The organism is Acinetobacter sp. UBA1496 (genome assembly GCF_002324975.1).
In the GTDB taxonomy this organism is placed as follows: Bacteria; Pseudomonadota; Gammaproteobacteria; order Pseudomonadales; family Moraxellaceae; genus Acinetobacter; species Acinetobacter variabilis.
This window is the reverse complement of sequence record NZ_DCRI01000047.1, coordinates 26999-38978: the sequence shown is the minus strand read 5'-3', so window position 1 is coordinate 38978 and position 11980 is coordinate 26999. Positions and strand designations below refer to the sequence as shown.

At 43.2% G+C, this 11980-nt stretch carries 9 protein-coding genes, 1 tRNA gene and 3 pseudogenes; all 13 read left to right on the top strand.

Translation table 11 applies throughout. The features are described 5' to 3' along the window. The coding region (locus B3143_RS05255; RefSeq protein WP_286739758.1) for a hypothetical protein at window positions 1-415 on the top strand (415 nt) is incomplete at its 5' end. 146 nt (window positions 416-561) lie between these two features. Next, window positions 562-1983 carry a cysteine--tRNA ligase gene (gene cysS / locus B3143_RS05250; RefSeq protein WP_286739757.1) on the top strand — a complete coding sequence of 474 codons (1422 nt, stop codon included), beginning with the start codon at window positions 562-564 and terminating at the stop codon, window positions 1981-1983. A 65-nt stretch (window positions 1984-2048) separates the two neighbouring features. Continuing rightward, a tRNA-Gly gene (locus B3143_RS05245) sits at window positions 2049-2124 on the top strand. A gap of 273 nt (window positions 2125-2397) precedes the next feature. Further along, window positions 2398-3375: a KpsF/GutQ family sugar-phosphate isomerase gene (locus tag B3143_RS05240; protein ID WP_286739756.1), complete on the top strand. Its 978-nt coding sequence runs from the start codon at window positions 2398-2400 to the stop codon at window positions 3373-3375. A 3-nt stretch (window positions 3376-3378) separates the two neighbouring features. After that, entirely contained in the window at window positions 3379-3918 is a 540-nt protein-coding gene (locus B3143_RS05235; protein WP_286739754.1) for a KdsC family phosphatase, read from the top strand. 33 nt (window positions 3919-3951) lie between these two features. Further along, on the top strand, window positions 3952-4500 hold the full coding sequence (lptC, locus tag B3143_RS05230; RefSeq protein WP_005235213.1) for an LPS export ABC transporter periplasmic protein LptC: 549 nt from the start codon (window positions 3952-3954) through the stop codon (window positions 4498-4500). Continuing rightward, entirely contained in the window at window positions 4484-5050 is a 567-nt protein-coding gene (lptA, locus tag B3143_RS05225) for a lipopolysaccharide transport periplasmic protein LptA (RefSeq protein WP_004786229.1), read from the top strand. The genes lptC and lptA overlap by 17 nt, the downstream gene beginning before the upstream one ends. Beyond that, entirely contained in the window at window positions 5050-5793 is a 744-nt protein-coding gene (gene lptB / locus B3143_RS05220; RefSeq protein WP_286739751.1) for an LPS export ABC transporter ATP-binding protein, read from the top strand. The genes lptA and lptB overlap by 1 nt, the downstream gene beginning before the upstream one ends. A gap of 142 nt (window positions 5794-5935) precedes the next feature. Further along, window positions 5936-7175: pseudogene (locus B3143_RS05215) on the top strand (TolC family protein). Continuing rightward, window positions 7172-9310, top strand: a pseudogene (locus B3143_RS05210) (type I secretion system permease/ATPase). The pseudogenes B3143_RS05215 and B3143_RS05210 overlap by 4 nt, the downstream one beginning before the upstream one ends. After that, a pseudogene (locus B3143_RS05205) lies at window positions 9307-10495 on the top strand (HlyD family efflux transporter periplasmic adaptor subunit). The pseudogenes B3143_RS05210 and B3143_RS05205 overlap by 4 nt, the downstream one beginning before the upstream one ends. 114 nt (window positions 10496-10609) lie before the next feature. Next, window positions 10610-11209: an IMPACT family protein gene (locus tag B3143_RS05200; RefSeq protein WP_286739759.1), complete on the top strand. Its 600-nt coding sequence runs from the start codon at window positions 10610-10612 to the stop codon at window positions 11207-11209. Then, the gene (locus B3143_RS05195) at window positions 11202-11819 is read left to right on the top strand and encodes an acyltransferase (RefSeq protein WP_286739749.1); all 618 of its coding nucleotides are present in this window, start codon (window positions 11202-11204) and stop codon (window positions 11817-11819) included. The genes B3143_RS05200 and B3143_RS05195 overlap by 8 nt, the downstream gene beginning before the upstream one ends. Window positions 11820-11980 lie beyond the last annotated feature (161 nt).

Here is an 11980-nt window from a genome sequence, read left to right as displayed (position 1 = left end):
ATGTCAACAGACCCTAATTGGTCTTGGGGCTATGCTTGTGTCAGGTTCAGTGTTCGCAACAATTGAACAGACTATTGTGAAACTATCTTTAGGGGAATTAAAAGGCCGTTATGCTTTGGATTGTTCAAAAGAGAAAGCTCATAATCTATCTTATGTTATTGGTGAAAAAAGCATTTTGCGCTTGATTTCTGCTAAACAAAAGCGTGCTTTATTAAAGTCAATTGAGCCTAAGTCTGAAAAATCTTTTGACGATTATCAATATATAACTACCGCCGAGTACCAGGGGGCTACGGTAGATTTCTACCAGAAAGATCATCAAAACTATGCGCGTGTTTTAAATACCAGTCTAAGTAATTCATTAGGTCCAAAAAACAAGCAGATGTTAATACAGTGCAAAACTGAAGCTAAATCCTGATATCTAAAAAGACCAGCAGTTGCTGGTTTTTTTAACAATATAGAAATAACCGCAGAAAAAGTCTTGAAAACTTTTCTTAAAACTTTATGAAAAATAATGCTTAGGTTAAGATGAGCCATCATTTGTAAAAGCATTCTAGAAGACCTATGCAACCATTTGTTCTATATAACTCAGAGCAACGTAAAAAAGTAGAATTTGTGCCTCGTAAAGAAGGTCAGATTGATCTGTATGTTTGTGGGATGACGGTCTATGACTACTGTCATATTGGACATGCACGCACGGTGGTTGCATTTGACTATATTATTCGTTTCTTGCGTAGTCAGGGCTGGAAGGTTAAATACATACGCAATATCACTGACATTGACGACAAGATTATTAAACGTGCCAATGAAAATGGGGAAAGCATTTCATCACTGACCAGCCGTTTTATTGATGCCATGAATGAAGACTTTGCCAAATTAGGCTGTCTTGCACCGGATGAAGCACCAAAAGCCACTGATTACATCAATCAGATGCAAAACATGATTGGTACGCTGGTGGAAAAAGGGACTGCATATCCGGCAAATAATGGCGATGTTTACTTCGAGGTTGAAAAATTCGCCAAATACGGGCGTCTCTCAGGCCGTAAACTGGAAGATATGCAGGCAGGCGCTTCTGAACGTGTAGACGTCGAAGTTGAGAAAAAACACCCGTTTGACTTTGTACTTTGGAAACATGCCAAAGAAAATGAACCTTCTTGGGCATCACCATGGGGCAATGGCCGTCCAGGCTGGCATATTGAATGTTCAGCCATGTCTACCTGCTGCCTCGGCAATCATTTTGATATTCATGGCGGTGGTGCTGACTTAAGCTTCCCGCATCATGAAAACGAGATTGCACAGTCTGAAGCAGCGACAGGTGAACAGTATGTGAACTACTGGATGCATGCCGGCTTCATCAATGTTGATGGCGAAAAAATGTCGAAGTCTTTGGGTAACTTCTTCACCATCCGTGATGTGATTGAAAAATTCCATCCGGAAGTGGTGCGTTACTTTATCGTATCTTCACACTACCGCAGCCCGGTGAACTATTCAGATGTAGCTTTAAAAGAAGCGAAAAATACGCTAATGCGTTTCTATCATTCTTTCAAAGCTTATCAGGCAGTATATGGCGAACAACTGGTTGATACGTTAGATCAAGACTTTGTTGAGCGTTTTAATACGGCAATGCGAGATGACTTCAATACGCCAGAAGCCATTGCTGTATTATTTGAACTGAATAAAGAGCTGAACCGTGCGGTAAAAGACCAGAATCAGCAGCAGGCTACCGTTTATTATTCCACTTTGCGCCATCTCACCAATATTCTGGGTCTGGTACAGCACAATGTCGACGAATTCTTAAAGTCTGATATTGGTCAGGAAGCTTTAGGCTTGTCTGAAGAGCAGATTGAAGATCTGATCCAGCAACGTAAAGATGCCAAAAAAGAGAAAAACTTTGCTCGTGCCGATGAAATCCGCCAGTCTTTATTAGACCAAGGGGTGGTGCTGGAAGATACCCGTCAAGGAACTGTATGGCGTCGTGCCGATTAATTCGACAGTTGAATCAATAGAGAGTTGACAGTTAGCAGAAACTCTCTATAATTCACTCCCATATTGCGGGAATAGCTCAGTTGGTAGAGCACAACCTTGCCAAGGTTGGGGTCGCGAGTTCGAGTCTCGTTTCCCGCTCCAAAATTCAAAAAACCCTGATCGGAAGATTGGGGTTTTTTATTGCCTACGCAAAATAAAAAGGAAAATCAGAACTGATTTACATAATGAAATTCTGAATATGGAAGAGCTTTCAGTCAGGGAAATTTCTAAACATTCTGTTTAAGTTTTATGAAAAGCTCTACATTTTGAAACCTGACATTTGCATAGATATGATAAAATTGCGAAAATTATTTTTTGCTAGACTGAGTCAACTCTGTATAGAGTTAAGGTAAACCTACTTTGAACCCACCAAATATGCCAAATCAAATAGACTTCCAGAAAGTTGCACTTGAAACCTTGCGTATCGAAGAACAAGCATTACAGATTTTAGCCACGCAGATCGATGAGCGTTTTAGTCAGGCATGTGAAATTATCTTGCAGTGCAAAGGTCGTCTGGTGATTACCGGGATGGGGAAATCCGGGCATATTGGCCGTAAGATGGCGGCAACTTTTGCCTCTACGGGTACGCCTTCATTCTTCATGCACCCAGGCGAGGCAGGGCATGGTGATCTTGGAATGCTGGTACCGGGTGATGTACTGATTGCCATTTCAAACTCAGGCAAAAGCGATGAAATCATGATGCTGATGCCTTTGATCAAGCGTCTGGAAATTCCTCTAATTACTATTAGCGGTGATGCTAAAGGTCCAATGCCACAAAATGCTGATGTGGCTTTAACTTTGGGTCATCTTCAAGAGGCCTGTCCGCTTGGTCTGGCACCGACTTCGAGTACAACGGCAACTTTAGCGCTGGGTGATGCACTGGCTGTCGCTCTTCTGGATGCACGTGGTTTTACTGCTGATGATTTTGCACTATCACATCCAGCGGGTGCCTTGGGTAAACGTTTATTGCTGCATGTAAAACATCTCATGCATACAGGTTCGGAATTGCCAAAAGTGTCACCAGATACACCGATGAATCAAGTTTTATACGAGATTTCAAATAAACGCCTAGGTTTAACCACAATTGTGGATCAAAATGATGTTCTGCTGGGTATTTTCACTGATGGTGACTTGCGCCGCCTGATCGACAAACAGCAAGGTTTTGATGTCAATTTACCGATTCAGGAAGTGATGACCAAAAATCCGCTGACGATTTCTCAGGAAGCGCGTGCTGTCGTTGCACTGGAAAAAATGAACGAACGTAAAATTAATCAATTTGTTGTGGTTAATGATACCAATAAAGTCATTGGTGTAATTAGTATGCATGACCTGATTCAGGCTGGGGTAAATTAATAAATGGCATCTTACGTATTATTAGAGCAGGCACGTCATATTGAGGCACTGGTACTTGATGTAGATGGTATTTTAAGCGACGGTTTTGTCACATTGACCAATACGGGCGATGAAATCAAATCTTTTGATATCCGTGATGGTCTGGGCATGAAACTGGTACAGCAAGCTGGACTCAAAGTGATCATTATCACTGGACGTCAAAGCAATATCGTACAGAAACGTATGTCGGATTTGGGCGTAGATCTGGTTTATCAGGGCCGCGAAGATAAAGGGACTGCTTTACGTGAAGCTTGTACTCAGCTCAATATTGACCCTGAAGACTGTTTATACATGGGTGACGATTGGCCTGATCTGTCTGCCTTCGCGATTGCAGGTATGAAAGTGACTGTCCCAAACGGGCATGTTGAAGTACGTCGTCGTGCTGATCTGGTAACGCAGGCCTATGGTGGTCGTGGTGCGGTACGCGAGATTTGTGACATGTTACTGATGTCCAAAGGTAAGTACCAAGAGTTACTTGAAAAATATACTCGTGCGCCTTATTAATAAGTCATACATCCTGGATTAAGTACACCGCTTATGGACACTAGAGTTTTATATCTTACGGCTATTATCATTGCCGCAATAAGTGGTGGTTATTACTATTACAGCGGTAAGGGCAATAAGTTGCAGACTGATTCTGCACGTAGCATGACCTATTCTGCAAATAATATTAACTTAACCCAAACTGATGAAAAGGGCATGTTGTCTGTACGTGCCCAGGTCGACCAGCTTGAACAAAACCTGCAGCTAGAGACTTCGAGTCTCAAAAATCTGCAGGCAACGACCTATAAAGACGGTCAGGTTGATGCGACATTTTTTGCCAAACAGGGCAACGGTTATGATGACAATACAAAAGTTGTACTTTCTCAAGAAGTGCTGGCGACCAAGATCATGCAAAATGGAAAAATGCAGTTCCACACCGAGGAGCTGACGGCTTTTCCGAAAATACGTGAAATTGAAACCGATAAAACCGTCATTGTTGAATCTCCACAGGCTGAATTTATCAGTCAGGGCCTAAAAGCCAATCTTAATGATGGTCAATACGAATTCTTTAATATTCGAGGAAAGTATGAACCAAATTCCTAGAGCTAAAATGATGAACACTTTCCTTAAGCGCGCCGCGTTGTTAAGTCTGGTTGCATTGGGTTCAGCCACTGCGTTTGCATTGCCATCTGACCGTAACCAACCAATTACCTTATTAGCTGACCGTGCGACTTTTAATGAGCGTACCGGAGTCACGACATATTCGGGTAATGTCATCATTGAACAGGGCACCATGAAATTGCAGGCCAATTCGATTGTGGCGAATCTGAATAATAAAAAACAGATCAGCCTGATTACGGCAACAGGTAGCCCGGCTCAATTTCAGCAGAAAGTTGATCCTGCCAAAGGTTTGGCCAAAGGTCAGGCACAGAAAATTGTCTATAATGCGGAAACTGGGATTATTACCCTGTCTGGAAATGCCTACTTGCAGCAAGATGGCGCTAGTATACGTGGTAATACGCTGAAATACAGCATGAATAAAGGCGATATTGAAGCAACAGGTACACCAAATAAAACCGGTTCAGCAGCAGGTCGTGTACAAATCGTGATTCCACCTTCATCTTCGAAATCCTTTCCGGGAGCACGTGATTAATGACACAGACGCATCAGGTTCAAACTTTAGTCATCAAGCATCTGGCGAAAAATTATAGTAAACGCTGGGTAGTCAAGGACGTTTCCTTCAGTATGGAAAGTGGGCAAATTGTTGGGCTTTTAGGGCCTAATGGTGCAGGTAAAACCACCAGTTTCTATATGGTGGTGGGTCTGGTGCGTATGGACAAGGGTGAAATCCATCTGGATGATCTGGATTTGTCGGACTTGGCGATGCATGAACGTGCGCGTAAAGGGATTGGCTATTTACCTCAGGAAGCTTCTATTTTTAGAAAACTAACCATTTCTGAAAATATCATGGCGATTCTGGAAACCCGTAAGGATTTAAGCAAAGCTCAGCGTCAGCAGCGCCTGGCAGAATTGCTGGCAGACTTTAAGATTACCCATATCAAAGATTCATTGGGTATGAGCGTGTCGGGTGGTGAACGTCGTCGTGCTGAAATTGCCCGTGCTTTGGCGGCCGACCCAAAATTCATGTTACTGGATGAACCTTTTGCCGGGGTTGACCCGATTTCCGTGGGTGATATTAAAGATATTATTACCACGCTGAAAGATCGTGGAATTGGTGTATTGATTACCGATCACAACGTTCGTGAAACTTTGGCCATCTGCGAACATGCCTATATTGTCAGCGAAGGTTCAGTCATTGCTGAAGGCACGGCACAAGAAATTTTGGCCAATGAAACGGTACGTAAAGTTTATCTGGGTGATGACTTTACTGTATAGAAAATTTTCATTATCAGAAAAAACCCGCATTAAGACTTTAGTCGTCAAATGTGGGTTTTTTTTTACTTAAATTAAGACGAAAAAGCTATCTTTTTGTATGATTTGATATATTTTTAGGCTAAAACACGAAACATTCATTATTATGCAATTTAGGGTGCAGCACTTAAAAAATGTTCAGGGGATAATAGATAAAAATAAGGGAATATGGATCATTCTTCTTTTACCTTTATCTGTGCCATTCGTACATGCAGAAAATTCACAAAATTATTTTAATAATATTAAAAGTGGATTAGGAAAACTGATTGCACCAGAGCCAACGCGATCTGCGCAAACGATTGATATTAGCTCACTCAGTCAGTACTCACTGGATACCTCAAAGGTGGCTGAACTGCCGCAGATTACTCGACCGCAGCAGGGACAATCTTCAATTCGGCCTATAAATGCTGATATTCCTGCAAAAATGAGTCTAATTGAGGCGGTTCATACAGCAGTTCAGCGTCGTCCGGAAATTGCCCAAAGTATTTCGTCTTGATCTGCACAGGCAGCCAATATTGATGTGGCCAAAGCAGCCTATTATCCGCAGTTATCTGGCGGTGTAGGTACTGGAGATTTGACCTCAGGTGAACGTGGACGTCAGGTAGTCTCTCTGAATGCTACCCAGATGCTATATGACTTTGGCAAGATTAAAACCAATGTCAGTGTTGAAGAGGCGAGACTGGCAGAAGACCAGGCAAGAGTATTAGTGAGTCTGGATCAGGTTGCACTGGAAGTAGCGGATGCTATTGTCCATGTCAAACGCTATCAGGAAATTACCAAGATTGCCGAACAGCCCGATTGCAAAAAGATCAGGCACGTTTAAGCCGTTATCCGACTATTAATCTGAAAGGTAGCTTAAGTCAGGCGGTTAATGGTCGAAATCCGAATAATAATGAAGATGATGGCTTTTATAATTCAATCATGATTGAAGCCAGCAGTAATTTTTATCAGGGGGGAGCTGTTCGGTCTCAGGCACGTGCTGCCAGTTATGCCGAAGAAGCTGCACGCGCACAGGTCAATACTGTCTATCTGGATGTACTGGATCAGGTTCGCTTAATCCGGGAACAGATTGAAAATAAACAAAGACAAATGGATGTCCTGGCTCAGCGCTGTGAAACCACGGTACGAACCAAAGAGCTATATCAAGAACAATATAAATTGGGCACACGGACTGTAGTGGATTTATTAAACGCAGAACAGGCTATTCACAGCGCAGCACAGGAATTTGAATCAGCGCGCTATGACATCTATTCGGCGATTGTGCAATACATTCAGGTGACAGGTCGCACACGGGATATTTACGCGCTTAACGTATTTCTATTCAGGGGTTTGAAGTTCAGCCATGAGTACTACAATAAATTATCAGCTGTGGCTTCAGGCAGTTTTGAACATTGCCAAGCATTATCGGATCGAACCATCTGAGGAGCGGATACGTCTGCAACTGGACTGGAACCAGCATCATGACATTGATGAAATGCTCAAGATTGTTAGCCGTCAGATGGGATTAAATGTCCGCAAAAATAAATTTGATAGCAGTTTGCTGAATCCCTGGCGTTTGCCCTTACTGGTTGAATTTGATAGCGGAGATGTTGGTGTTATTGAACGTATCGACACACAAGGCAATGTCAGTGTACAACTGAGTGGAAATGCTGGTTTATCGCAAAGTTTTACGATTGAGCAGTTAGAAACAGGTGCGGAGCATGTTTATATCCTGCGACCAGAGTCTTCTGTGCCGGATGCGCGTGTCGACGAATACATCAAGCCCTTTGAGAAAAACTGGTTCTGGTCAATTGTTTTGAAAGACTGGAAACGCTATATCGATGTGATGTTTGCCTCTTTAATCGCCAATATTTTGGCTTTGGCAACTATTGTTTTCTCGATGAACGTTTATGACCGTGTCATTCCTTCACAATCGATTCCCACTTTATGGGTGTTGGCCGGTGGTGTACTGATTGCGGCCATTTTCGAGTTTGTATTGCGGGTATCCCGTATTTATCTCTCCGACATTATTGGTAAACGGGCTGACCTGAAAATATCTGACCGGGTATTTGGGCATTCCTTAAGGATTAAAAACAGTGAGCGTTCCAAATCGACCGGAACGTTTATTTCACAGATTCGTGAACTTGAAGGTGTGCGTGAACTGGTCACTTCAACTACCGTGAGGGCAATTGCAGATCTGACGTTCTTCTTCCTGTTCCTAGGAATCTTCTGGATTATTGGCGGTAACCTGTTCTGGGTCATGCTACTGGTAGTACCACTCATGATTCTTCCTGGGATTCTGGCACAGAAAAAACTGGCCAAGCTGGCACAGTTGGGAATGTGTGAGTCCGCAATCCGTAATGCCTTATTAGTTGAAGCCGTACAAGGGATTGAAGATATCAAGCTGTTAAGAGCTGAAACCCGCTTCCAGAACCAATGGAATCACATGAATGAAGTCTCTGCTGATGTCAGCATGCAACAACGTAAAATTGTTGGATTGATGACCGCATGGACTCAAAAAATTCAGGGTTTAACCTTTGCCATTGTGGTCTTGGTGGGTGCATTTGCAGTGATGGATGGTGAGATGACCACAGGTGCTTTAGTTGCCTGTTCAATTTTGTCATCACGGATGCTGGCACCTATTTCACAAATCACCGGTGTCTTAGGGCGTTTACAACAAGCCAAAGTTGCTAAAGGCGGTCTGGATGAATTGATGAAAAAACCGGTGGATCAGCCGGATTATTCACACCTGATTCACCGTCCTGTATTAGATGGTCATTATGATTTGAGTGGTGTGGTGTTCAAATATGGCGATGATGATCCTCAACCAAGTCTGGTCATTCCAAAACTGGAATTCAAGCCCGGTGAAAAAATAGCAATTCTGGGTCGTAACGGTGCAGGTAAATCGACGCTGTTGCAACTGTTGTCGGGTATGCAAACTCCAGCACAAGGCAAGGTCAAGCTGGATGGGATTGATCTGACCCTGATTGATCCGTCAGATGTGCGGCGTGATATGAGTTTGCTAAATCAGAACTCGCAGTTATTTTATGGTTCAATTCGTGAAAACCTGACTTTGGATGCACCTTTGGCCACCGATCAGCAAATTCTGGAAGCCTTATAAATTACCGGTGCACTGGGATTTGTACAGGAGAAAAAAGAAGGGCTGGATCATATCATTTTAGAGGGTGGTGTCGGCTTTTCTGGTGGACAGCGCCAAGCCTTGTTATTAGCGCGGTTGTTGATTCGTCAACCAAAGATTTTGCTACTGGATGAACCGACCGCTGCCATTGATGATGTGTCAGAAAAACAGTTGATTGATCATCTTAAAGGGTATTTAACCCATCGTACGCTGATAGTAGCAACGCATCGTCGCGCCGTACTGGAGTTAGTTGACCGTATTCTTGTGGTCAATGATGGCAAAATTGTCATGGATGGTCCACGAGATCAAATATTAAATCAGTCACAGGTAGGAACTAAACGGGTCGTGGGAGCAAGCGCATGAGTGAACCACATACATTAATGCGTTCAAACAAAGTGAGCTTTCAAGAACCACCATTACCTAAATCCAGTCTGATTATCTGGATTGTGGGCATTGGTTTGTTAATACTGCTGACGTGGGCCTGGTTATTTAAACTGGAAGAGGTTTCGACCGGTACGGGTAAAGTCATTCCATCTTCCAAAGAACAGGTGATTCAGTCTCTGGAGGGTGGCATTCTAACCAAGTTGAATGTCAAAGAAGGTGAGATTGTAGAGCGTGGCCAAGTCTTGGCATAGCTCGATCCAACCCGCTTCGAATCAAATGTCGGTGAATCAGAATCCTTGCTGATCGCTTCACGCGCCACTTCTGCCCGGTTACGTGCAGAAGTAAGTGGTACGCCGTTGTCTTTCCCAGAAGAAGTGCTGAAATACCCGAAACTGGTTAAAGAAGAAACCGCACTGTATCAGTCACGTCTTGCCAATCTGGAAGAATCTCTTGCCGGCTTGCAACAGGCATTAGAACTGGTACAACAGGAACTGGAAATGACCGCGCCATTGGTGGCTAAAGAGGCAGCCAGTGAAGTTGAAGTTTTACGGTTGAAGCGTGAAGCCAATGACCTGCGTAACTAGATGAATGATATTCGCAACCAATATTATGTGAAAGCACGGGAAGAACTGTCCAAAGCCAATACTGATGTGGAAACCCAGTAACAGGTGGTACGCGGCAAGTCGGATACCTTGAACCGGAGCATTTTTAAATCTCTAGTCCGTGGCGTGGTCAAAGAAATTGATGTCATGACTTTGGGTGGCGTAGTACCGCAAAATGGCAAGCTGATGACTATCGTGCCTCTGGATGAAAAAATTACTGGTTGAAGCCCGAATTTCACCACGTGATATTGCTTTTATCCGTCCTGATCAGGAAGCGCTGGTTAAGATTACTGCCTATGATTACTCGATTTATGGTGGCCTAAAAGGTAAAGTGACCGTGATTTCACCAGATACCTTGCGGGATGAAGTCAAACAGGATCAGTTCTACTATCGTGTGTATATCCGTACCGATAGTGACAAATTGAGAAATGCCGCCGGGCAGGAGTTTAATATCACACCAGGGATGGTGGCCTCTGTAGACATTCGTACCGGCGCAAAAACGGTAATGGACTATCTGATCAAGCCATTCAACAAGGCTAAAGAAGCATTGCGTGAACGTTAAATTTAAAAGTAATTAATAAAATTAAATTGAATCAAGCCTCTCGTATAGAGAGGCTTTTTCTTTGCCCCATCAAAACAAGTATACTGCACAGGTGAAATTTGAATGCCTGAAGTTATGCCATTTACCATTGCTAGCCTTGTCAGTTTTGAGGAAGACATCAAAAAAAGCCGATTTCAGGCCTTTGCCACACCTGTAGAAAATGAGCAGGATGTGAAGGATTTTCTGGAAACCTATCGTGATCCGACTACGACTCATCAATGCTGGGCCTGGAAAATCGGTCATCATGTACGCTTTAATGATGATGGTGAGCCATCGGGTACAGCAGGTCGGCCGATCCTTGCGACTATTGAGGGCAATGAGCTAACCAATGTACTGGTACTGGTGAATCGCTGGTATGGCGGTATTAAACTAGGGACTGGCGGACTGGTACGTGCCTATGGGGGCTGTGCTGGACAATGTTTGTTATTAGCTGAAAAAATTGAACTGATTGAAAAGAAAAAAGTCGAATTTGCCTGCCAATTTAATGAATGGGCCATTTTTCAGTATGAGCTGAATCAGCAGCAGATTGCTTATCAGGAAGAATATACGGCTGAAGGCGTACAGGTTCAGGCACAATTCCAGAAACATCAGATTGAACCTTTTGCTTTAAAAATTCAGGATGTCACTCGCGGTCGTGAACAATTAAAAATCATAGAAGAAGCCACAGATGACTGAACAAGATCCATTACTGAAATATCGCGAGCAGCATAAACATCGTCTGAACTATATGCCTTGGCTATATTGGTCCTTAAAACCGAAGAATCGTGGTTGGGCTGAAGCTTGGCAGAAAGAATATCAGACCTATCTAATGGAGATGGAAACAGTCGAGATTGGTGAAAACTGTTTTATTTCGCCTCTTGCACATATTTTCGCGGAGCCGGGGCGTAAAATTATTATCGGGGACAATACCTTTATTGCGGCAGATTGTATGCTACATGGTCCTTTAGAGATAGGTAACGAAGTCGCAATCAATCATCACTGTATACTGGATGGTGGTCGGATGGGCATTAAACTGTATGATCAGGTACGCATCGCAGCTTATTGTCACCTATATGCCTTTGATCATGGGATGGAACTGGAGCAGCCCATTTATCAGCAGCCGGTCAGCTCTAAAGGAATTGAGATTGGTCGGGATGTCTGGCTAGGTGCCCACGTCGGCATTAAAGATGGGGTGAAAATTGCCGATCAGGCGATCATAGGCATGAATAGCATGGTCACGAAGGATATTGAAGCGCGTGCAATTGTCGCCGGAAATCCGGCAAAATTGATTCGATATCGGGATTAACATAGTGAAAGAGGTGCTTGGAAAAAGGATTTATATCAGGTGCTTAATATTCGGTAAAGGCCTTATTACATCACATAAAAGTTAACATATTTCAATTCAAGCCTTACAGATTTCAGTGCACATTTACTAATGCTTGTGCTAAGTTAAAAATAACTAAGAAA

What these genes read in the sequence shown, in the direction of transcription:
- cysS (WP_286739757.1), top strand. Translation starts at nt 562, where the DNA reads ATGCAACCATTTGTTCTATATAACTCAGAGCAACGTAAAAAAGTAGAA.
- B3143_RS05240 (WP_286739756.1), top strand. Translation starts at nt 2,398, where the DNA reads ATGCCAAATCAAATAGACTTCCAGAAAGTTGCACTTGAAACCTTGCGT.
- B3143_RS05235 (WP_286739754.1), top strand. Translation starts at nt 3,379, where the DNA reads ATGGCATCTTACGTATTATTAGAGCAGGCACGTCATATTGAGGCACTG.
- lptC (WP_005235213.1), top strand. Translation starts at nt 3,952, where the DNA reads ATGGACACTAGAGTTTTATATCTTACGGCTATTATCATTGCCGCAATA.
- lptA (WP_004786229.1), top strand. Translation starts at nt 4,484, where the DNA reads ATGAACCAAATTCCTAGAGCTAAAATGATGAACACTTTCCTTAAGCGC.
- lptB (WP_286739751.1), top strand. Translation starts at nt 5,050, where the DNA reads ATGACACAGACGCATCAGGTTCAAACTTTAGTCATCAAGCATCTGGCG.
- B3143_RS05200 (WP_286739759.1), top strand. Translation starts at nt 10,610, where the DNA reads ATGCCATTTACCATTGCTAGCCTTGTCAGTTTTGAGGAAGACATCAAA.
- B3143_RS05195 (WP_286739749.1), top strand. Translation starts at nt 11,202, where the DNA reads ATGACTGAACAAGATCCATTACTGAAATATCGCGAGCAGCATAAACAT.